This window comes from Serratia myotis (genome assembly GCF_027474885.1).
GTDB classification, from domain to species: Bacteria; Pseudomonadota; Gammaproteobacteria; order Enterobacterales; family Enterobacteriaceae; genus Serratia; species Serratia proteamaculans.
The window spans coordinates 520,191-543,039 of the sequence record NZ_CP099707.1 but is presented as its reverse complement, the minus strand read 5'-3'; the positions used below and the strand labels follow the sequence as shown (position 1 = coordinate 543,039).

The following is a 22,849-nucleotide window of genomic DNA, read 5'->3' as shown; positions in this document are numbered from 1 at the left end:
GTAGCACCTTCCCCGCCCCGACCATTACAATATAAAAGACAAAAAACTTATAAAATCGGACACACTTATGGCATGGCTCAGCGCACAGGACGAATTTGATCCCGATGCGATCAACAATAGCGTGTTAGGCATTGCGGCCGAGCTGGCGCAGCATGATTCCGGGCCGCACTGGCACCACATGGGGCAGTTGCTATTCAGCCAGCAGGGCTGTATGCGCATCACGCTCAATGAAAGCATTTGCCTCCTGCCGCCGGCACGCATTGCCTGGATCCCGCCAAAGGTGGTGCACCGCGTTCAGGTTACCGGCGTGGCGGGCTATCGCTCGGTTTATCTCGACAACCAGCGCTATCCCGACCTTTCGCCCCATTTGGAAGTGCTGTCGGCCTCTTCTTTGCTGCGGGAAGTGCTGGAGCGGATCGCCCTCGCCGACTTTGCCACCCAGTGGGAAAGCGGCCCCAGCGCCAATATTCTTGCCGTATGCCTGGACGAAATACGGCATGCGCAGCGCGAGCTGACCTTATTGCCGCTGCCCAAGGACCGCCGCTTACGGCAACTGGCCGGCATGGAGGAGGTGCCGCCACTCAATGAGCTGGCGCGCTACAGCGGCGCTTCGGAGAAAACCATCAGCCGCATCTTTCGCAAGGAAACCGGGTTGAGCTACCAGCAGTGGCGCCAGCAATGGCGTTTGATCAAAGCCATCGAGCTGCTGGCGGAGGGATACGGCCTGTCAGATATCGCTGGCAAGCTTGAATTCTCCAGCGACAGCGCCTTCTCAACCTTCTTTAAAAATATGACCGGCAGCTCGCCGCGCGCCTATATGCTGATCCGCCGTTAACGGCACGCCTTTTCTGCCACTCAAATACGGCCCCACCGCGACTGAATCCCGCAGCATCAGGCTGGCCGGGAAAGTTGGGCGCTTGCTCAACTCACCGCCGTCCAGCATCGATACTAGCCGATGGATGGTTTCCTTAATCATTTCGGTCACCGGCATTTTCATGCTGGACAGCGAGGGAATGGTATAAGGCGCCAAGGGAATATCATCGAACCCGATCACCGACACGGCGGACGGCACCGGGATTTGGCATTCCGCCAGCCGCTTGATGGCGCCGATGGCCATCTCGTCGTTACTGGCAACAATCGCGCTAAAGGCGTGGCCGCTGGCCAGCAACGTATCGACCGCCGCCATGCCGCTTTGCGCGTTCCACTTCCCTTCGACAATCAGCGCGTCTGTTACGTCAATATCATGCTCCACCAGCGCGGATTTGTAGCCCGACAGCCGCTCCAGCCCGGTAGGGGAATCCAGCGAGCCGGTGATGAAAGCGATATCGCGATGCCCCCGGTCGATCAGCTGCTCCACCGCCGTCGCGCTGGCGGCGTGCTGATCGCTAAAGATGCAGTAGCTGTCGTTGAGCCGGAGTCGGCGGTTGATGACCAGGATCGGCTGCTGGTGCTGGGAAATGATCTCGTCCATTTCGGTAATCGACAAAAAACGCGGGTAGATGATCACGCCGTCGCAGCGCATATCCAGCAGGTATTGAATGGCGGCCTTTTCTTCTGCCGCGGTGTGCTTGCCGTCCGCCAAAATCAGCTGGCGGCCGTTTTCTTCCATAATGCGGGCAGACTGGAACATCAACTCGCTGAAGTAGTTACCGCTGTACAGCGTGTTGGTCACTACCAGCCCGATGGTCTGGGTGGTTTTTGTCGCCAGATTGCGCGCCAGCAGATTGGGCCGGTAACCCGTCTCAGCGATGGCTTTATCCACCAGCTCACGTTTTTCCGGGCTGACATAGCCGCTGCCGGACAACACGCGGGACACCGTCGCTTTCGACACGCCCGCCCTTTTAGCCACCTCAAGTATTGTTGCCATCTCTGCGCCGTCAAAATCGATTGGGTCAGCGCAGTCTACCCAAGACGCCCCCGGTTTGAAATGTTTTCACGCCCGCCTCTGCCGCCGCCCCTGAACTAAAGGTGAGCGGCATCACGAAACTAAAAACCAAAAAATCATAACTCTTGCCACCATGAACATATCACATCATGATTTTGTGAAACCGGTTTCTTGTGGGCGTTTCATTCAGATGGAACGGCGGATCGCCCAGGCAGTAAAAGTTCGCCTTTGGGCAATCCGAATTCCTATCTAGAGAGACGATAATTCCATGCCGAAGAATTACGCAGAGATCTCCCCCGCTATCGTGAAGGCGTTGGGTGGCCTCAACAATATCGAAGCCGTTACCCACTGCATGACCCGCCTGCGGTTCGTGGTGAAAGACAAGGCGCTGATCGACACCCCGGCGCTGAAGGCCATTGATGGCGTCTTGGGCGTGGTGCACAGCGGCGAGCAATGCCAGGTGATCATCGGCAATGAAGTGTCGAAAGCCTATCAGGCAGTGCTGGCGCTCGGTATGCCGGGTGCGACGCCCGCCGCCACACCGGCAAAACGCAAAATCAGCCTGAGAGGGATTGGTGCCGGCATTCTCGACGCCCTGGTCGGCACCATGTCGCCGTTGATCCCGGCCATCATCGGCGGTTCGATGGTGAAGCTGCTGGCGATGATCTTGGATATGGCCGGCGTGTTCGACAAAGGTTCGTCGACCCTGGTGATACTGAACGTGATTGGCGACGGCGCGTTCTTCTTCCTGCCGGTGATGGTGGCTGCCTCTGCGGCGCTGAAATTCAAAACCAACATGTCACTGGCGATCGCCATTGCCGGGGTGCTGCTGCACCCTAACTTTATCGACTTGATGGCCAAAGCGGCGCAGGGCCAGGCGGTGGAGTTCGCCTACATCCCGGTGACGGCGGTGAAATACACCTATACGGTGATCCCCGCGCTGGTGATGACCTGGATATTGTCGTACATCGAACGCTGGGTCGATCGCATCACCCCGGCGGTGACCAAGAACTTCCTTAAGCCGATGCTGATTGTGCTGATTGCCGCACCGATCGCGATTGTGTTTATCGGGCCGCTCGGCATCTGGATCGGCAGCGGGATTTCGGCGCTGGTGTACACCGTGCATGGCTACCTGGGCTGGCTTTCCGTCGCCATTATGGGGGCCATTTGGCCGCTGTTGGTGATGACCGGCATGCACCGCGTATTCACCCCAACCATCATTCAGACCATCGCCGAGACCGGCAAAGAGGGCATGGTGATGCCTTCAGAGATTGGTGCCAACCTGTCGCTCGGTGGCTCTTCACTGGCCGTGGCGTTCAAAACCAAAAACCGCGAACTACGTCAGACCGCATTGGCCGCCGCTGCTTCCGCCATTGTGGCGGGGATTTCCGAACCGGCGCTGTATGGCGTGGCCGTGCGGCTCAAACGCCCGTTGATCGCCAGTTTGATCAGCGGCTTTATCTGCGGTGCCGTCGCCGGTATCGGCGGGTTAGCCAGCCATTCGATGGCTTCGCCCGGCCTGTTCACCAGCGTGCAGTTCTTCGACCCGGCCAACCCGATGAGCATTGTCTGGGTCGGCGGCGTGATGGTGCTTTCCGTGGTGCTGTCGTTCGTGCTCACGCTGCTTTTGGGCTTCGAAGACATCCCGGAAAACGAAGAACCCCAAACCGCGACTGCTGCCCCCGCGGCGAATACCGCTAACGCCGTTAATACCCAATAAAACACTATTTAAGTTACAGAGGATTTCATGTCAGATTCTATATTCCCCGCAGGGTTTTTATGGGGCGGCGCCCTGGCCGCCAACCAGTCTGAAGGTGGTTATCTGGAGGGTGGGAAAGGGCTGACCACGGTCGACATGATCCCGCATGGCCCCAACCGCATGCCGGTAAAACTCGGCCTGGAGAAGCGCTTCACCCTGCGCGAAGACGAGTTTTACCCCAGCCACGGCGCCATTGATTTTTACCACCGCTACCGCGACGACATTGCGCTGATGGCGGAGATGGGCTTTAGCGTGTTCCGCACCTCCATCGCCTGGAGCCGGATTTACCCGAACGGCGACGAACTGACCCCGAACCCGGAAGGCATCGCTTTCTACCGCAGCCTGTTTGAAGAGTGCCGCAAATACGGCATCGAGCCGCTGGTGACCCTGTGCCATTTCGACGTGCCAATGCACCTGGTGACCGAATACGGCTCCTGGCGCAGCCGCAAGATGATCGAGTTTTTCACCCGCTATGCCCGCACCTGTTTCGAAGCCTTTGATGGCCTGGTGAAGTACTGGCTCACCTTTAACGAGATCAACATTGTGCTGCACAGCCCGTTTTCCGGTGCCGGGCTGGTGTTTGAAGCAGGTGAGAACCCCGAGCAGGTAAAATACCAGGCGGTGCACCACGAACTGGTGGCCAGCGCCCTGGCGACCCGCATTGCGCATGAAGTGAACCCCGCCAACCAGGTGGGCTGCATGCTGGCCGGCGGCAATTTTTACCCCTGGTCCAGCAAGCCGGAAGACGTGTGGGCCGCGCTGGAGAAAGACCGCGAGAACCTGTTCTTTATCGATGTGCAGGCCCGTGGCAGTTACCCCTCTTACTCTGCCCGAGTATTCCGCGAGAAAGGCGTGAGCATCGCGATGGAAGAGGGAGACAGCGAAATCCTGAAGAACACCGTCGATTTTGTTTCCTTCAGCTATTACGCCTCGCGCTGCGCTTCTGCCGATATGAACGACAACAACAGCAGCGCCGCCAACGTGGTGAAATCCCTGACCAACCCGCATATTCCGCGCAGCGACTGGGGCTGGGGTATCGATCCGCTGGGTTTACGCATCACCATGAACATGATGTATGACCGTTACCAAAAGCCGCTGTTCCTGGTGGAAAACGGCCTGGGCGCACACGACGAGTTCAACGCCGACGGCGAGATAGTGGACGATTACCGCATCAGCTACCTGCGCGAACACATCCGCGCCATGGCCGACGCTATCGCCGACGGCGTGCCGGTGATGGGCTACACCACCTGGGGCTGCATTGACCTGGTGGCAGCATCGACCGGGGAAATGAGCAAGCGCTATGGCCTGGTTTATGTCGACCGTGATGACAGCGGCAACGGCACCCTTGCCCGTACCCGCAAGAAGTCTTTCTGGTGGTACAAAACCGTTATTGCCAGTAATGGGGCGGATTTGGGCTGATGGGGTTGGATGTGGGATTCGGGGCAGCAGGGGCAAATGATGGTGAGAGTTGCGAGCCGCATTCCAGACCTGGTAGTAAGCCCCTGTAATTCTATACAGGCTGTTTTTTCGCCTTTTGGTCAGCGCTATAGTCTGTTGGCTGCGGCACATTCCGCAGCCGGAGTTAGCGTTCCGAACATACACTGAGCAGCATTATGTATATAATGCTGGGGCCTAGAACATCCAGAATTATGGTGGCCCAGGCGGAGGCTTCGCAAGAAGCGCCGGTTTCCTTAGTGTCCGGTAACGCTAACTCCGTTTGGGCTACCACCATGGGTTTAGCGTCTCATGGTGGTAGCAGCACACCACACTAAGGAGAACGGCCACATGGAAAACACTTTCACCTCACAACCCGCCATAAGTACCCTCACCCTCTATCGCCAACTGTTCAATCAGCTCGATCTTAGCACCTTAGACTCTACTCAGCTCTTAGACCTTGCCGCCCTCTCCGCTGAACAGGCCGAAGGGCTCTGCCACGGCCTGATGCTGTTTGGTGATCTACTGCAAAAGAACCCACAACCCGATGACACCCAATGGGAACAACTGAACCATTACCTCAATGCGACGGCCCACTTGGTGCCAGCACTTTGCAACCTTTATGGCCGTGTGCTGCGGCAGATGGAGTGCCAGAGCTGAGAGGCTAAAAGTCAGAGAAAAAAGAAATAATAAGAACGGTATTAGTTTTGTGCCGTTCTTATCACTCCAGTAAATTTTATAGATCTGACTGACATATCACGATAAACACATTCACGAAGGTAGGCATTTCCCCCGTGGCCTGGCATAGTTAACGCATTCGATAAATCGATGAGTTAGCTGCTGGGTGACAACGCATGGCCGCTGGCAGTACGAAAACGCATTGATCAGAATCTGTTCTGCAATGAGGGGATGGTTTTGCCTACTAAGATAGAGACGTTATCTTCGAAAGACGCTGTTTTAAAAGCCATCGAAGAATATAATTTACTAGGCCGTGATGCCTTCCTAGAAAAATACGAAGTCAAACGAATTAAAAAGTGTGAGCTTCTTTATAATAAAGAAAAGTACGATATCAAAGGTATCGTTGCTGCAGCCTATATTGAGCAGTTCGGAATACCATTCGAAAAAATAAATTCTAACAGTGGTGCTAAGAGCGCTGTCCAAGCACTTAAAAACCTCGGTTTCGAGATCGTCGACACACCACATCCTATAGAGCATTTAGTGAAAGGTAGGCTTTACACACGTAAAGAGCTTATCGACCTCTATGGTGGGCAACTGCAGGGCGGCATCTGGACACCTACAGAGTTCCCCGTCATCTTTATCTTTACCGGTGAGAGCGGCGAGGCTTACGGCTACAAAGACGGTTGGTCAGCTGATGGCAGTTTCGCCTACACCGGAGAAGGCCAAAAAGATGACATGCAGTTTATCCGTGGTAATAAAGCCATCCGCGACCACAAAGAGAATGGCGAAGATATATTCTTATTTGAAGATAATAAAAAAGATAAGGGTGTAAGGTTCGTTGGAATGTTTGAATGTGATACTTGGGATTACATTCGATGCTCCGACTTCGAACAAAAGGATATGCGGCAGGGAATAGTTTTTAATTTATTCCCGGTATCTTCTGCTCGCGAAGTTGATAATGATATTGAGACTTCAGAAGTCACTTCGAAGAAGGAGACGCTCGAGCAGCTACGTGCCAAAGCCATAAAATCATCCATGATGACGGGGCAACGCCGGCAGGGCGACAGTAAGACATCTTGGTTCAAACGCAGCGAGGACGTGAAAAAATACGTACTTCAACGTGCTAACGGCATCTGCGAATCATGTGAGCAACCAGCACCGTTCAAGAAAAAGAATGGCGAACCCTACCTGGAACCACACCACACAAAACGCCTAGCCGATGAAGGCCCCGATCACCCTCAATGGGTTGGTGCTATCTGCCCTACCTGTCACCGCCAGATACACAGTGGGGTTGATGGGAAAGCGCTGAATCAGACTTTGATGGTGAAGTTGGAGCAGAAAGAGACTAGTTTTAAATAGTTTTTCTTTATAAAAAACACTCAAGTAGAACTACTTAGATGATGATGTTTAAAGAGATGAGCCTACGCAAAAGGAGCATCTTTTCCCCACATCATCCTCTGCCCACGCTTTGCGGTGATCCGATAGGAGAGTACAAATGGCATTAGATCTAAGCAATACTTTGGTTATTGGTATAAGTGCTACCGCACTGTTTGATATGAGTGAGTCGGACCGTATGTTTCAAGAGACATCGGTAACAGACCCAGACAGTGCAATTGAGCAATATCGTGCCTATATGCTAGAGCACGAAAATGAACCACTCAAGCCTGGGACTGGCTATCCACTAATCAAAGCATTACTAGGACTAAACCAGCATAAACATGCCGAGGATAAATCACCGTTAGTAGAAGTCGTTGTTATGTCTCGTAATAGCCCAGAGACCGGTATTCGCGTATTAAACACCATCCGCCACGATAAGCTGAACATCTCACGTTCGGCGTTCACCGCCGGAGAAACGGTTGCCGATTACTTAGATGCATTTGATGTAGACCTTTTTCTGACTACAAATGTTGCTGATGCACAGAAGGTAATTGACTCATGCTTCTGTGCTGCAGCCATTTTGAAAGATCCTCCTGCAGATGCTCCAGAGATCCCTGAAGGCCAGGTGAGGATTGCTTTTGATGGCGATGCCGTACTTTTTTCTGATGAGAGTGAATTGGTCTATAAAACACAAGGGATGGAAGCATTCCACGCTCAAGAGAATGCGCAACAAGACATCCCTATGGGGGAAGGCCCTTATGCTACATTGCTCAAAAAGTTGGCAAAACTTCAGGAGCGTCTGCCAATAAGAATGGAATACTCTCCAATCCGTATTGCTCTAGTCACTGCAAGAAACTCCCCATCAGAGATGAGGGTAATTAAAACGCTTCGTAACTGGGGCGTTTACGTTGACGAAGCATTTTTTCTCGGCGGCGTTGGAAAAGATAAAGTTTTAAAGGCATTCAGACCACACATCTTCTTTGATGATCAAGATGTTCATTTGGATGCAGCAGCAAAGCTTGTGCCTTCAGGTAAAGTGCCTTATGCAAGTAATTCAGGGCTCTATTTAGCAGTAGACCCAAAGAGTTGATATGGTAACTAGTTACCAAGCGGGCAAGTGCGGGTAAATCATTCGTCGCAGAGCCTCAATACATGGAGCAATGTGAACGGTGCTCACCCCTTGTCCGCACAGCTATTATCTTCCCACCAGCCGCACGCACTGCTGCCGCATACCATCAAAAATACATGCTGCCAATTCTGGCGGAAACGAAGCAGGCAGCAACCCAGTGACACGTTCAATGACTCTCGGAGTCTCCGCAAGGAGCTCTTCAATAATGGATTCAACCTCCTGTTGGCCTAACCCGGTTATTTCACCCTGTTTTATCCAGTGGCGGCGTCGGATCTGGCTAATGAGGTAATGGTTACTGTTCCCGCGAACGGCCATTGCCAGTTTGCACTTCTGCCAGGCTATTTGGCTATTACCCGGGCCAATCACTGGCCACGCGGATAACACATCGTACAGTGGCGTTAGGTGGTAACGATTTTGTGGTAAATGCGCAAGACTGAAATTCTTTGCATGGCCATCGGTGGCGGCAAGCAGCCAAAAAATGATCTGCGACTTAAAAAAGTGTCTGCGATCTGCTGCAGCCTGATCTGAACGGCTCAGGATTTCCATAATATTGGTAATACCAGGGCCACCATCTGACTGATATTTCCTCAGAGGGGAAACGCCCAGAGCCTGACACATATCCTCTTGTGGCAGACGGATCCACCACTGCCTATCACTTGATAGCTTCCTGTCAAAACGCTCAACGATCAGTGCCTTTTGATCTTCAAACTGCGCAATAGCCGTTCTTGCGACAGGCACTCCATAGTGTTCAAGAATGAGAGAACAGAGCCACTCATTTTCGATGGATGTGCTCATATCAGCCCGCATATTTCCCACCAGCCCCAGCGCTAATTTGAAAATATGCGTGGTCGGCGTATTTCCCTCAGGTAAACACCACTGATTGTCATGCCACAACAGCGCTGTTTTTTCCTGAGCGCCGGCAATAGATAAACGCAGATCGTCATCCTGGCCGTGTTGTCCCGGTAACACCACGGCAGTATTGCGAAGCATCTCGGCAATTTGCGCCTCTGAAAGCGGGCGCTGCCTGATGGAAAAGATCTGGGCGGGTTGCTCGTCAATATCAAGAAGCTGTATAGCGCCAACGCAATCACGGCCAAGTTCAGCCAGTAAATCAAAGGGATCCAGACTTTCGGCATGATAACGCATTGCCAGCCGTCGGCGGATCCCTTCACTATCCGGCAGCAGGTTATCGAAATAATCGCGTACCACGCTACCGCGATAAGGCTGATTCCCCGGCGTGAAAGGCAAAGAAAGCGACAATGGCCTGCCCTGATTATCTGTAATCCAGTCAGGGTGATATTCCAGCCGATCCTCACCTCTGTGCTTTTCCCAATATCCCACTGGGATACCGTTCATCCAGATAGCTAACCGTTGTTGCAAACGACGCATATCATCACCACTGTTCCCGCCTGGCGGGTGAGTCTATATGAGTTGTAGAAGCATCCTCGGTTTCACATCCCGGAGAGATAAGCTCTGAGGAAAACACCATTTCAATACCCAGCACATTAAACACCCTAAACAGACGTTCCAGGCTGGCTGATGCCGGATTTGACTCCAGGCGTGCATAGGTCTGCTGGGTTACGCCCAGCCTCTCAGAGACATCTTTTTGCGTCAGCCCTTTCGCTTTACGAAAACCCACCAGTAAAGGGCGTAGCTGGCTTAGTGTTTTTAACGGATAGACGGTATTCATAGATAGCGGCTCGCTGCCTTATCGCTGTGTACAGATTATAAGCTGTATTATTCACATTACACCCCACAGGCTGTAAATGCAAAATACAGCTTATAGGGTGTTTCATCATAAATACAGCCTAAAGGCTGTTAGTTTAGCTAAATTGAGAGAGGGGTAACTTTGGGACGGAATGCTGACATTTACACCGCATACGGCCACGTTTGGCGAAAGTAGTTCTGGGAGGAATCCCGTGGGTGAGCAGGCCAAGAGCAAAACCGCGCTGAAGTAGAGAGAAGTATCATGCCCTCTCCATATCGAAGGGTCTGCTATTGTAAGTACCCCACCAAAACGGCCCATTCACTTTTTGAGATTTCCGGTTTCTCAGCCATCAGCCGATATTCTTCCGGCGTCAGGTTATTCAGGGATTCATGAGGCCGCTCACTGTTATATTCATTCAGCCAGCGCTCCGTTATTTCCCGTGCTTCATTCAGTGTTCTGAACAGATAAAAATCCAGTATTTCGGTCCGGTACGTTCGGTTAAACCGTTCTATAAACGCATTCTGTGTTGGCTTACCGGGCTTGATAAATTTCAGCATCACGCCATGCTCTTCGGCCCATTGCGCCAGAGCCAGTGATATCAGTTCCGGTCCGTTATCCATCCGCATCTTCAGCGGATATCCACGGTTTGCCACTATCCTCTCCAGCACCCGGACGACACGCTGCGCCTGGATATTCAGGTCAATTTCGATAGCCAAAGCTTCACGGTTAAAATCATCGACGACATTGAAAGTCCGAAAACGTCGGCCACATGTCAGCGCGTCGTGCATAAAATCAATCGACCAACTTTGGTTGAGTGCTTCCGGCGTTACCAGCGGAGCCGGATTACGCACCGGCAAGCGTTGCTTACCCTTACGACGAAAATTCAGTTTCAACAGACAGTAAATCCGGTGTACGCGCTTGTGGTTCCAGACGTGCCCCTGCCTGCGAAGCACCTGAAAAAGCTTCTTAAATCCGTAGCGGGGATAGCGTTCAGCCGCCTCGGTCAGCCTCTGGATCAGCGCTTCATCACGTCGTGTATCCGGTTGATAACGAAACACCGTCCTGCTCAGCGATAACGTCCTGCATGCCTGGCGTATGCTCATCGTAAACTGCGTGGTTAGGTAGCTAACGAGCTCACGCTTTATCGCTGGTTTTAAAGCTTTTTTTCGATGACGTCTCTCAGCGCCCGGCATTTCAGACTCAGATCGGCAAACATCTGCTTCAGACGACGATTCTCGTCCTCAAGATCTTTGATCTTTTTGATATCAGCGGCTTCCATACCGCCATATTTCGCCTTCCAGTTGTAATAGCTGGCTTCAGAAATAGCGGCCTCACGACACACATCTTTGACGGTCCTGCCCGCTTCGACAGATTTCAGGACGGCGATGATCTGGTGCTCGGTGAATCGAATCTTACGCATAGCGATCTCCTCAGGTGACATAATCAGTATGTCGGAAGATCTCTAAAAGTGAATGGGCCGTTTTGGTGGGGTACTTACAGTTGCCAAAGTATTAGGATGTGATATTAGTGCAGTTGATAAGGCTGTGGTCTTTGGGATTTTTCTTGAACTCCCTAAGCTGGATGAAAGCGATATTAAATTATGTCGGGCACAGGGGCAAACCTATATCGATAATGTTATAAACAAGCTAACGCAGTAAATTCCCTTTTCACATCCAAACGGTGAATCGATCTAAAACTTGTTTTTTGGTCGGTGAGCTGTTGAGTTAGTCTCACTGGGAATAGTGGTGATATTTTAAATCTAGAATTGTTATATTTATATTTTATAAGACATTGAATTAAATTGTAATTATTCAAAAAACCTTCAATGAAAAGTTTTATATATATTGACTAATCAATTTTGTTAGAAACCAACGAATTCAAAAGGGCCCAAAGGCCCTTTTTTATATGACTAATAAGTATGTTATATGAACTAAATTATTTAATAAAATTGTATATGATGTCATCCGAAAACTGAGTCTTGAACTCAACTTTAACAGATTTACTTATCTGATTGAAAAGTTCTTGTGCGTGTTTTATCTTGCGATCTTCCTCAAGTCGTAAGCTATCCTTTCCATCTACATTTTTTGTTTCAATGATAAAATTTAAATAATCACCTTTTGTTGTTTTAACAACATAAGCAAAGTCAGGAGAATACGTATAGCCACCCGCTACAGGGATTTTAATGGAGTTCTTCGGAATTTTTGTAAAAACAGCTACAGACTGGATCTCTCCATCGGTTATGTTGAGCCGTTCAAGCTCTGAGTCATAAAAGACTTCTTCAAAAAGATAAGAATCCAATGGTGGCTTTATATTATCATGTAATACACCAAGATCACTTGATAATACCTCATTTAGAGGATTACCGTCTGCACTAGTGAACTTTGTTGGATGAATAGAACCTGAAATCACATTGTAACCAACACTGAACCTGTTGAAAGAATTGTTCAACAAATACCTGCTAAAACCAGATTTAATCTTTCTGATTGTTTGAATGTTCAGGTAGTCAGTTATATTGATAGTGTCTTTTATATCGCAAAACACCTTATGCAAGGTATCCTGTTTAGCAAAAATAGTTTGTGATAAGTTATCAAGAAATTCTCGATAACTCATTGTATTAAGTTTTGCAAAGTTATCATCATCGCTGACGATACTTTTTGACATAGCAGTATCATTATGAATGTAAATTCTATCAATACGAGTATGAACCCCTGATTTAGTAAATCTTTCTGTTTCTTCGAGCATGAATGATTTTAAAATGGATAAGAATTCATTTTCGCTGTTTATCTTATACTCAATCACTGCTTTCTGATTGATTAAATCCCACAGTTCTTTCAGTTCACTGAACTTGCCAGTACGCATTTTAGTACGTCTTTTTCCATCTGTGGCTTTTTTGATTTTGCTTGGTTTTACGCCGGTCGGGAATGCTGCCGGGTATTTACCTTTTAAGCGTGTATAGGAATCAGAATCTTTGAAGTTGTCATTCTCATCAATGATTTCAGCGTCAAAGATTTCGTTCATGAGTATCCTTGATGAAAGATCAGGATACTGAGATAGTATTTTATCCTTAAGCTCCTGAGTAAACTTACTCGGAACGGTTTCTTTGAAAGAGCTATCGTTGACTTCTTTGACAAGAGAATCAACAAAGTCTTTTTCTGTAAAATCAACATAATAGTTGAGTGTAAAATTGCGGTCTTTCACTCGGCACATGTATTCATTCACTGGAAGACGTAACCCACGTCCTACCTCTTGAAGTTTAGATGTGATGCTACCGCTCGAACGAAGCTTACAAATCTGAAAGACGTTAGGGTTATCCCACCCCTCACGCAATGTCCACTTGGAGAAAATGAAACGACGAGGATTATTCAAAGATAACAAAAGCTCTTTGTCATGAAGGATTTCGTTGATTTCCTGCTCAATTTTATCATCTTTATCGCTGTTATCTTTTGAAAAATAACCTCCATGAACAGAAGAGATATCCTTAATAGTTTTTTCAAGGTAGTTTCTATAAAACTCATCTTTCTCTTTTTTTAACAGTTCATTAGCTTCAGCTAACACGAACGCTTCAAACTTAGTTTTCAGGCTTCCGGCAATATCATTACCATCACGATAGCCTTCAATGTCATCAATGAAGAAAAGAGTAAGAGGTTTTATGCGTGGTCTTTGTGTCAGATACTCTTTTTCTAACTTGAAGTGTTCTTTGACAGCTTTACGCATCATGTTATCAGCAAGCGTTTGATCATAAGAGTAGGGGTTTATAGAGCTACCAATTTTTAGCTCTATACCATTACTCAACACTGCAGTGCTCCTGTTTAAAGCATCAAGAGTTAAATCATGGATCGCACTATGCGTTTTAGATAGTGATTCATCTTTGGCTAACCTGAACGTTTTTTTATTGCCATTTTCGCTCAGTTCAAATGTGGCTTCTTTTCCGTCAGATTTGATGAACTTGAGGCTGGCGAAACCATCACCAACAATATCTTCAATGTAAGCATCAATACCTTTAACAAGATCTTCATTAAATGCATCTACGGCTGTAAGACGATAAACTAAGTTCTTATAGCCTTCACTAAAGGTAGCGCCATAACGAATGATATATTGAGCATTAAACTTCTCAATGTTTTCCCATGTTTTTTTACCCGTAGGGAACTTATGAGGCTCATCAATAATGATGAATGGTTTTACCGCACTAAGGGCAGCAAATGGTGTATCAAACTGATTATCAAGCAAACCAACATCATAAGTATCAGTTAAAGACTTGGAGTTAATCATCCCTGAGTTGATTACAAGAACGTGTATATATTTCTTATTGAAATTACTTGCTTCAACAAAATCATGAATAGCTTGGGGCATATACGATTTTGTGTTTTTACCAGAGTTTTTCTGACTCTCAACAACATAAGTCTTTAGCTCTCGCTCGTAATCATCTCGAAAGTGTTCTTTTAAAGCATCACTTTTTAAAAAGTTAACTGTTCCGGCTTTGATTGATAGTGTAGGAACAATAATTATAAATTTATTAATGCCAAATGACTTGTTCAGGTCAAAAATTGTTTTGGTGTAGGTATAGGTTTTACCTGTCCCTGTCTCCATAGAAACATCAATCACATTGCTTTTAGCATCGTAATTATCTTTTAAATGCTCAATGCCATTGAACTCCTGAACATTTTTTATATTGTTGTAGTATTGTTGTTCAGTAAGATTCAGTTCAGGGTTGGCTAACAAGCGGACAGCAACATTATTTGTCTGATGAGGTGTTGCGGAAACAAAAACATTCATCACCGCATCAACGCCTGCCTTTTGATGAGGTAAGTTCTTTTCGAATGTAAACCCTTTAGACATGATTAGTTCCTCACTACCAAATCTATATCAATAGATTTTTTATTAGCATAGCTTTTTAGTGCTTCATTGAGTTCCATCTGTTTTGCACTTTCAAAGTTGCTTCCATAAAACACAACTTTGTTAGGGGCAAAGTCTTTGTTTGAATCCAACTTTTGAAGCAAAGCTTTCAGAGCTTCACTGGTGAAGTTAGGCGCAATCAGATACAGACGACCATCACACAAGTGCGCTTTATAGCTATTAAGCTCAATATTTTCAATTCGTGTTGTTAGCAAACTGCCATCATACACACACCATGTAGTCAATAGGGTGTCATACTGTTCAGGTGTCAATACAGCATCGTCAAAGAAAGTATGGTTAGAAAGTGTTAATTCAGACTCATCTTTGGCGCGGAAATCATCAATTGTTTCAAAAATTTTGAAACCAAGATCGCCTTCATAATTAATCTTATCGTTGTGTATTTTTTTTCCACACTCAATAAGTCGGGCCTTAGTTATTTCAAAAATTGATGTGTATCCCGCTTTAAACGCATCACTGTCATTAGTTGTTTTTTCATCAATCTGTATATTAATGAAATTTCGATTACCACTATCTAAAGAATTTAATTCCATAATAGCATGGCCAGTTGTTCCCGAACCTGCAAAAAAGTCCATGACCATTGCATTGGGGTCGCGCAAAGCAACACACAATTTTTGAATAAGTTTTTTTGGTTTAGGAAAAGACATTAATCCTTTATTATCTAATATAACTCTAAGTTCTTCCTCTCCATCTTCATTAGATCCCCATCCATCACAGAAAAGATTATCTATGTTAATTGATTTGAAGCTACTTTCTGTATCATCACCAACTCGAGATAGTAGATCTTTTAGGGTTTTATATCTTGGTTCATTAACAATTCTTCTTAGATATAAGTCCTGAGTTATGTAAAGTTCACCATTGATAGCATACTCAGTCATTGCGTCTTGCTTATAACGCCAATTACCTTCGATCTTCAGGTCTTCTGCAAGTTTCGAGTTTTCAATAACAAGATCACTATGTAATACGAGATCCATTGTAGATGCTGAAATAACAGAGCCTTTTTTCATAAAAAAATCGCTATCCCTATACTTCGAAACTATACCTTTAGGGACTATTCTGATTTCTCTCTTATTACTTGCATTAACACATGGATAGGTCTCTGTGGCATGATTAACTTCACCAATTAACCCATTAAATTTTTCTTTTGATTTTGAATATACATATATATATTCTTTTACACTACTTATCGTATTTGAAAGAAAAGTCCCTTTTTTCTTTTTTTCCCAAACCAATTGAGAAACGAAATTATTTTCACCAAAGACCTCATCACAAACTAATTTTAATTGTGCGGATTCATTATCATCAATGGAAATGAATATAGCTCCATCTTCTTTTAAAAATTGTTTGGCTATATAGAGTCGTGGATAAATGAAGGTCAACCAAGCACTATGGCTGCTTGAACCTTTTGCAGTAAAATCGAGTATACGTATAGCTTCATCAATATCGATACCCGCCAACTCAGAAAGCTGTTCTGGTGTAAACTTGCGATTATCGTTATACGCAAATCCATCGGAACCAGTGTTATATGGCGGGTCAATGTAAATCATTTTAACCTTTTCAGCATAAGCATTAGCCATATGCTTTAATACTTCGAGGTTATCCCCTTTAATTAAAAGGTTCTGACTGCCCTTGTTTTCATCACGCTGGTTATGTTCTTTATCTTCGGTTAGAAACGTCTTCGGTGGCAGGTTTGCTAACAGCCGGGCATAGGACTTACCCAGCCAGTTTAAGCTGTATGATTCTTTTGATAGTTCAACATCCGACGATTTTAGGATCTCAAGTAGCTTGTCTTGAATGAAAGCCCCATCTTTATCAAAACACTGAGGAAAGTTAGATTTTAAAACAGCAAGTTGTTTACTGTTCGTGGTTTCAACTTCTGAAAAAATCGTTTCTTTTTGCATATCCATTTTAAACCTGATTATTTGGCGTTCGATTTAGTGGTGTTTTTGATTGAAGCTTCACTTAAGCCTATGCGCAGCAGTTCGGCTGCCGCACCATCAATACTTTTGAAGATACGTGCTTCATAAGGCTGTCTGGAGCTACATAAGACCAAGGGTTTACCATTCCACTCTGAACCATCAAAAATTACGCTATACCCGCCTTTAGAGCCTTCTATCATTGCTCTATCAAGTATGCCTGATTTGACCCTTTCCTTAGCCATTGAACTGAGGATGAAATTTCCACCATCAAGACCTGATATCATGGTTATTCCCTCGTTATTTAATGCTGCTACGATATCAAATATTGCTGAAAAATCATAATGAAATGGTTTAATAGCCATCAACCATTGATGACCATTAAACACATTTAAAACAAGTGGTTACATTTTTACGCAATAGGTTATCAAGCGGTTTACGGAGATTTTCTAACCAAAATGATCACCTGTTGGCAAACTCAAACGGTCGGATCACCCTTTCGCAATTAGCATCCAGATAATCGGCCCACCACTGCAGCATCAACCTGCGCTCATCAAGATGTTCAGCAAGATGGATGTAAGCAGCACGCACAGAATTACGTTCTTGATGGCTCATCTGGCGTTCCACGGCATCCTTTGACCACAATCCACACTCTGTCAAAGCACTACAATGCTCTAAAACCATGACCACATACCTCGGTTTTAGTGCCACAGCCCATCCCTCGGAGAGCTGTGTTCACAGTGTTTTCACTCATTGGCTTTTCAGGATTGTGATCGCCTATGAAAATCAGATGATGATCGCCACTGATAGCTTTAATCTCTTTCAAAACTACCAACGCCTGACTACTTAACGGAACAAGATGGGGTGTGCGCATCTTTGAACCACGATGGGAATGTTTCACGCCTTCCAGTGGTTCACGTTCTGTAGGGATGGTCCACATAGCACGTTCGAAATCAATTTCTGACCACCGAGCAAAAACGAAGCTCACTTGATCATATAAATACCATCAAGGTCAACTTGACGGCTAATTTGGTTAACTTTCTACCTTTAAAGCATTCGATACGGTCCAAAAGCTCAGGTATACGTTCAAAATCTAAAGCAGGACGATGCTCACGCTTCGCGACAGCTATTGCTCCCGCCATCTCTTGTGCAGGATTGTAGTCAATTAACCCACTTTGAACGGCATAACGCATTATTGCCGTCGTTCGCTGCTGTAGACGCGCAGCAACTTCATAACGCATGGATGCTTCAACAACTTTGATAGGGGTGAGCAAATCTCTTGTTTTGAGATCAGAAATTTTGCTTTTGCCAATGGAGGGAAAAAGATTATCAGCCAAACTCTTCAATACACGTTCACTATGAGAAGAAGACCATTTTTTACTACAAGAGGCGTGCCAATCTCTGGCGACCGATTCGAAGGTAGTCGAACCGCTTTGTTCAATTTTGTCTTCTGTTTTCTTTTCAGCTGGATCGATACAATCAGATACCAACTTTTTTGCTATTTCACGCCGCTTACGAGCTTCAGCAAGAGTGACCATTGGCTAACCCCCAACTGTTGGTATCAAATGTTATCGAATCGAGAATACCAACGGTTATACCATCAATAGTGGGTAGATGTTGATAGATATGAGTGGACGTCAGGAGATAAAAATAAGGGGAGAAAAGTAGGTAACTACTGGATTTCAGGCATAAAAAAAGACCTCAGTTGAGGTCTATTTACATACTAATGGTGCCGAAGGCCGGACTCGAACCGGCACGTATCTCTACGGTTGATTTTGAATCAACTGCGTCTACCGATTTCGCCACTTCGGCACTGCAAGTAGTATGCGGAAAACGTGGGCATTATACCTTTCAGCGATCCGCGTGCAACACTTATCCGTTGTTCAATGAGTTAAGTGCTGAAAAAATCGTCGCCGAGGTTACGTTGGGCCCGTTTTGTGGGCGCAGCATGCGGCTCCAATCCTGCAACAAACACCAGGGCGCGGCATGCGGCGCCCCTACGTATTAATATCAGCAAGAACAGCCCATCAGGCCAACAGAAACAAAAAAGGCGCAGCCCAATGGCTACGCCTTCTTAAACTGGCTGTCGCGCCGCTACTTGCGTTTTAGCAGCATATAAACGCTGATCAACAAGAACAGCATGCTTGGCAGCAACGCGCCCAGCACCGGCGGCATGTTGTACACCAGGCTTAGCGGGCCGAATATCTGGTCCAGCACGTAGAACAGGAACCCGAAGCTGATACCGGTCACTACACGCACGCCCATCGGCACGCTACGCAGCGGCCCGAAGATGAACGACAGTGCCATCAGCATCATCACCGCAACGGAGAGCGGCGAGAACACCTTACTCCACATGTTCAGCTGGTAACGGCTGGCTTCCTGGCCGCTCTGCTTCAGGTACTTCACGTAGTTGTGCAGGCCACTGATGGAGAGTGAGGTTGGATCCAGCGCCACCACGCCCAGTTTGTCCGGGGTCAGGTTGGTTTTCCATTCGCCGGTCAAGGTTTGGGTGCCGGTAACTTGTTTCGGGTCAGTCAGGTCAGAGGTATCCACCTGCGAAAGCTTCCACACGCCGTCTTCAAAGCTGGCGGTCGCGGCATAACGCACCGTCTCCAGCCTGCGCTGGTCGTTGAAGTGGTAGATGTTTACGCCGGAAAGCTCTTTCTCGCCCGCTACGCGTTCGATGTAGATAAAGTCGGTACCGTCTTTCGCCCACAGGCCGTTCTTGGTGGAAAGCAGTGAACCGCCGTACATCTGCTGTGCACGGTAGTTACGCGCCATCTGGTCGCCCTGCGGCGCCACCCACTCGCCAATCGCCATGGTCAACAGCACCAGCGGAATGGCGGTTTTCATCACCGAACCGGCGATTTGCATGCGGGTAAAGCCAGAAGCCTGCATCACCACCAGTTCACTGCGCGTTGCCAGTTGCCCTAGGCCGAGCAATGCACCCAACAGGGCCGCCATCGGGAAGAAAATCTCGATGTCCTTCGGCACGCTCAGCAGGGTAAACATCCCGGCGCTCAACGCCGTATACTCGCCCTGGCCCACTTTACGCAGCTGGTCGACGAACTTGATGATGCCGGAAAGCGACACCAGCATGAACAGCGTCATGATGATGGTGTTGAAAATTGTCTTACCGATATATCGGTCTAAAACACCAAACATCAGGCCGCTCCTCTCAGGCGTGCACGCAGCTTACGCATCGGCACGGTATCCCACAGGTTCAGCGCCAGCGCGATCGCGAAGTACGCCGCGTTGACCACCCACAGCCATATCATCGGATCCAGCTTGCCCTTGCCGCCGTTAGAACGCAGCGAGGTCTGCAGCAGGAAGAATATCAAATACAGCAGGATGGCCGGCAGCATGCTCAGCACGCGGCCCTGGCGCGGGTTCACCACGCTGAGCGGCACCACCAGCAACGCCATAATCACCACCGACAACACCAGCGTCAGGCGCCAGTGGAACTCGGCACGCGCGTCCGGGTCGTCAGACGCCAGCAGCGTCGTCATCGACATCTGCTCGGCCTGGTTGCCGTCCACGGCGACCGCACGGTGGCCTACCACGGCTTTATAGTCATTGAAATCGGTAATGCGGAAGTCACGCAGCAGCGCGGTGCCCTCAAAACGGGTGCCCTTGTCCAGCGTCACTACCTGCGAACCGTCTTTAATCTGGTTGATCTGGCCGTGCTCGGCCACCACCACGGAAGGGCGTTGGTTGCCGTTCGGCCGCAGTTGCGCCAGGAACACGTTGTTGAAGGTGCTGCCTTTAACGTTGCCGATAAACAGTACCGCGTTGCCATCTTGCGAGGTTTTGAACTGCCCTTCCGCCAGCCCGGCAATACTGGGGTTGGCTTTGGCTTCGCTGAGCACCACGTCCTGATAGCGCGAGGCCATGGGACCTGCCCAGAACACGTTGACCGCTGCCACAACGGAGGTGATCAACGCCAGCACCATCGCCGAGATAATCAGGGTTCGTTTACCCAGTCCGCAGGCATGCATGACGGTGATTTCGCTGTCGGTATACAGCCGCCCAAGCGTCATCAATAGGCCGAGAAACAGGCTTAATGGCAGGATTAGCTGCGCCATCTTCGGCACACCCAATGCGAGCAAAGAAAGAACTAAATTTGTCGGGACATCGCCGTCCACCGCATCGCCTAACACCCTGACCAGGTTCTGACAAAAGAAGATCAGAAGCAGGATGAACAAGATCGCGATTTGGCTCTTTAGCGTTTCCCGTACCAGATATCTTATGATGATCACGCTTATTACGCCTGTGAAAACTTGTCTTTTTGCAGGAAAATCGATAGTTTCATCGCTAATCCGCCATTTATTCTCATCATATGGCAACCGACACAGCTAAAATAGTATTACAACATCTAGCATTTGGGTGTCCTATAGGAACTTGCCTATAGTCGCCAAAACAGAGCAATTTACGCCGTTCAGGTTAACATAACTCGTTAACTCAATGGCGGGAGATCGTTACGGAGTGCGTCATTCTAGCCGTAGCGCCTGCCTTTGTCTTTAAGATTCAGGAGAGTGCATGGAGTTCAGTGTAAAAAGCGGTAGCCCGGAAAAACAGCGCAGTGCCTGTATTGTAGTCGGCGTTTTTGAACCGCGCCGCTTGTCCCCTATCGCAGAACAACTCGACAAAATCAGTGATGGTTATATCAGCGCTTTGCTGCGCCGTGGCGAACTGGAAGGTAAAGTCGGGCAGACGTTACTGCTGCACCATGTACCTAACATTCTCTCCGAACGCATCCTGTTAATTGGCTGTGGCAAAGAGCGCGAGCTCGATGAACGCCAGTACAAACAGGTGATTCAAAAAACCATCAATACCCTTAACGATACCGGCTCCATGGAAGCGGTCTGCTTCCTGACCGAGCTGCACGTGAAAGGCCGCAACACTTACTGGAAGGTGCGTCAGGCGGTGGAAACCGCAAAAGAAACGCTCTACACCTTCGATCAGCTGAAAAGCAACAAAGTGGAGCCACGCCGTCCGCTGCGTAAGATGGTGTTCAACGTGCCGACCCGTCGTGAACTCACCAGCGGTGAACGTGCGATCCAGCACGGGCTGGCGGTGTCTTCCGGCATCAAAGCGGCCAAAGATCTCGGCAATATGCCGCCGAACATCTGTAACGCCGGTTACCTGGCCTCACAGGCTCGCCAACTGGCGGACGCCTTCAGCACCAACATCACCACCCGCGTCATCGGCGAACAGCAGATGAAAGAGTTGGGGATGAACGCCTATCTGGCGGTTGGTGCAGGGTCGCGTAACGAATCATTGATGTCGGTGATGGAATATAAGGGCAACCCGAACCCGGACGCTAAGCCAATTGTGCTCGTCGGTAAAGGGCTGACCTTTGATGCCGGCGGCATCTCGATCAAACCTGCCGAAGGCATGGACGAGATGAAGTACGACATGTGTGGCGCCGCCACCGTGTACGGCGTGATGCGCGTAGTGGCGGAACTGAACCTGCCGCTGAACGTGATCGGCGTGCTGGCCGGCTGTGAAAACATGCCGGGCGGCAGCGCTTATCGTCCGGGCGACGTGCTGACCACCATGTCCGGCCAGACCGTCGAGGTGTTGAACACCGACGCCGAAGGCCGCCTGGTGCTGTGCGACACCCTGACCTACGTTGAGCGTTTCGATCCGGAGTTGGTGATTGACGTTGCCACCCTGACCGGCGCCTGCGTGATCGCGCTGGGCCACCACATCACCGGCCTGATGTCGAACCACAACCCGCTGGCGCACGAACTGATCGGCGCGTCCGAACAGGCCGGCGACCGTGCGTGGCGCTTGCCGATGTCCGACGAGTACTACGAGCAGCTGGACTCCAACTTTGCCGATATGGCGAACATTGGTGGCCGTCCGGGTGGGGCTATCACCGCAGCCTGCTTCCTGTCGCGCTTTACCCGCAAGTACAGCTGGGCACACCTGGATATCGCTGGCACCGCCTGGCGCTCCGGCAAGGCCAAAGGGGCCACCGGTCGTCCGGTCGCCTTGCTGTCGCAGTTCTTGCTTAACCGCGCCGGGTTAAACGGCGACGATTAAA

At 48.6% G+C, this 22,849-nt stretch carries 17 protein-coding genes, 1 tRNA gene and 1 pseudogene; 8 read left to right on the top strand and 11 right to left on the bottom strand.

Going from position 1 to position 22,849, the window contains the following annotated elements; genetic code table 11:
- Positions 1-67: 67 nt before the first annotated feature.
- Entirely contained in the window at positions 68-835 is a 768-nt protein-coding gene (locus tag NHG65_RS02465) for an AraC family transcriptional regulator (RefSeq protein WP_099063229.1), read from the top strand.
- Here NHG65_RS02465 and NHG65_RS02460 read toward each other — a convergent pair.
- The gene (locus NHG65_RS02460) at positions 773-1,867 is read right to left on the bottom strand and encodes a LacI family DNA-binding transcriptional regulator (RefSeq protein WP_499182909.1); all 1,095 of its coding nucleotides are present in this window, start codon (positions 1,865-1,867) and stop codon (positions 773-775) included. The two genes, NHG65_RS02465 and NHG65_RS02460, sit on opposite strands and share 63 nt — an antisense overlap.
- Before the next feature lie 286 nt (positions 1,868-2,153).
- Between NHG65_RS02460 and ascF the strand changes: the two genes are divergently transcribed.
- The 6 genes from ascF to NHG65_RS02430 all read left to right on the top strand — a co-directional run bounded on the left by ascF (position 2,154) and on the right by NHG65_RS02430 (position 8,223).
- Positions 2,154-3,605 (top strand): PTS cellobiose/arbutin/salicin transporter subunit IIBC, encoded by a 1,452-nt coding sequence (gene ascF / locus NHG65_RS02455; protein ID WP_499182908.1) that lies wholly within the window; start codon positions 2,154-2,156, stop codon positions 3,603-3,605.
- Positions 3,606-3,632: 27 nt separating this feature from the next.
- Positions 3,633-5,063, top strand: coding sequence for a 6-phospho-beta-glucosidase (locus NHG65_RS02450; RefSeq protein WP_499182907.1), 1,431 nt, complete (start codon positions 3,633-3,635; stop codon positions 5,061-5,063).
- Between the two features lie 194 nt (positions 5,064-5,257).
- Positions 5,258-5,416: an ash family protein gene (locus NHG65_RS02445; RefSeq protein WP_499182906.1), complete on the top strand. Its 159-nt coding sequence runs from the start codon at positions 5,258-5,260 to the stop codon at positions 5,414-5,416.
- 13 nt (positions 5,417-5,429) lie between these two features.
- On the top strand, positions 5,430-5,738 hold the full coding sequence (locus NHG65_RS02440) for a hypothetical protein (RefSeq protein WP_499182905.1): 309 nt from the start codon (positions 5,430-5,432) through the stop codon (positions 5,736-5,738).
- 255 nt (positions 5,739-5,993) lie between these two features.
- Positions 5,994-7,115: an HNH endonuclease gene (locus NHG65_RS02435; RefSeq protein WP_499182904.1), complete on the top strand. Its 1,122-nt coding sequence runs from the start codon at positions 5,994-5,996 to the stop codon at positions 7,113-7,115.
- Between the two features lie 136 nt (positions 7,116-7,251).
- Positions 7,252-8,223, top strand: coding sequence for a 5'-nucleotidase (locus NHG65_RS02430; protein WP_261257086.1), 972 nt, complete (start codon positions 7,252-7,254; stop codon positions 8,221-8,223).
- Positions 8,224-8,328: 105 nt separating this feature from the next.
- Here the strand turns inward: NHG65_RS02430 and NHG65_RS02425 are convergent, their stop codons facing one another.
- The 10 genes and pseudogenes from NHG65_RS02425 to lptF all read right to left on the bottom strand — a co-directional run bounded on the left by NHG65_RS02425 (position 8,329) and on the right by lptF (position 21,056).
- Positions 8,329-9,651 (bottom strand): type II toxin-antitoxin system HipA family toxin, encoded by a 1,323-nt coding sequence (locus tag NHG65_RS02425; RefSeq protein ID WP_499182903.1) that lies wholly within the window; start codon positions 9,649-9,651, stop codon positions 8,329-8,331.
- 4 nt (positions 9,652-9,655) lie between these two features.
- On the bottom strand, positions 9,656-9,952 hold the full coding sequence (locus NHG65_RS02420; RefSeq protein ID WP_499182902.1) for a helix-turn-helix domain-containing protein: 297 nt from the start codon (positions 9,950-9,952) through the stop codon (positions 9,656-9,658).
- A gap of 305 nt (positions 9,953-10,257) precedes the next feature.
- A protein-coding gene (locus NHG65_RS02415) for an IS3 family transposase (protein ID WP_499182901.1) occupies positions 10,258-11,390 on the bottom strand; the annotation gives its coding sequence in 2 pieces (ribosomal slippage) (positions 10,258-11,129 and positions 11,129-11,390; 1,134 coding nt in all).
- 515 nt (positions 11,391-11,905) lie between these two features.
- Positions 11,906-14,806, bottom strand: coding sequence for a type III restriction-modification system endonuclease (locus tag NHG65_RS02410; protein ID WP_499182900.1), 2,901 nt, complete (start codon positions 14,804-14,806; stop codon positions 11,906-11,908).
- Between the two features lie 2 nt (positions 14,807-14,808).
- Positions 14,809-16,788: a site-specific DNA-methyltransferase gene (locus tag NHG65_RS02405; protein WP_499182899.1), complete on the bottom strand. Its 1,980-nt coding sequence runs from the start codon at positions 16,786-16,788 to the stop codon at positions 14,809-14,811.
- Positions 16,789-16,799: 11 nt separating this feature from the next.
- On the bottom strand, positions 16,800-17,162 hold the full coding sequence (locus tag NHG65_RS02400) for a hypothetical protein (protein ID WP_261257065.1): 363 nt from the start codon (positions 17,160-17,162) through the stop codon (positions 16,800-16,802).
- Between the two features lie 97 nt (positions 17,163-17,259).
- Positions 17,260-18,338: pseudogene (locus NHG65_RS02395) on the bottom strand (tyrosine-type recombinase/integrase); the annotation flags it as partial.
- A 186-nt stretch (positions 18,339-18,524) separates the two neighbouring features.
- Positions 18,525-18,609, bottom strand: a tRNA-Leu gene (locus tag NHG65_RS02390).
- A gap of 282 nt (positions 18,610-18,891) precedes the next feature.
- A complete protein-coding gene (gene lptG / locus NHG65_RS02385) occupies positions 18,892-19,962 on the bottom strand; it encodes an LPS export ABC transporter permease LptG (protein ID WP_099065045.1) in 1,071 nt (356 codons plus the stop codon).
- Positions 19,962-21,056: an LPS export ABC transporter permease LptF gene (gene lptF, locus NHG65_RS02380; protein WP_099065046.1), complete on the bottom strand. Its 1,095-nt coding sequence runs from the start codon at positions 21,054-21,056 to the stop codon at positions 19,962-19,964. The genes lptG and lptF overlap by 1 nt, the downstream gene beginning before the upstream one ends.
- A 280-nt stretch (positions 21,057-21,336) precedes the next feature.
- Between lptF and pepA the strand changes: the two genes are divergently transcribed.
- On the top strand, positions 21,337-22,848 hold the full coding sequence (gene pepA, locus NHG65_RS02375) for a leucyl aminopeptidase (RefSeq protein ID WP_012005018.1): 1,512 nt from the start codon (positions 21,337-21,339) through the stop codon (positions 22,846-22,848).
- Position 22,849: the final 1 nt, after the last annotated feature.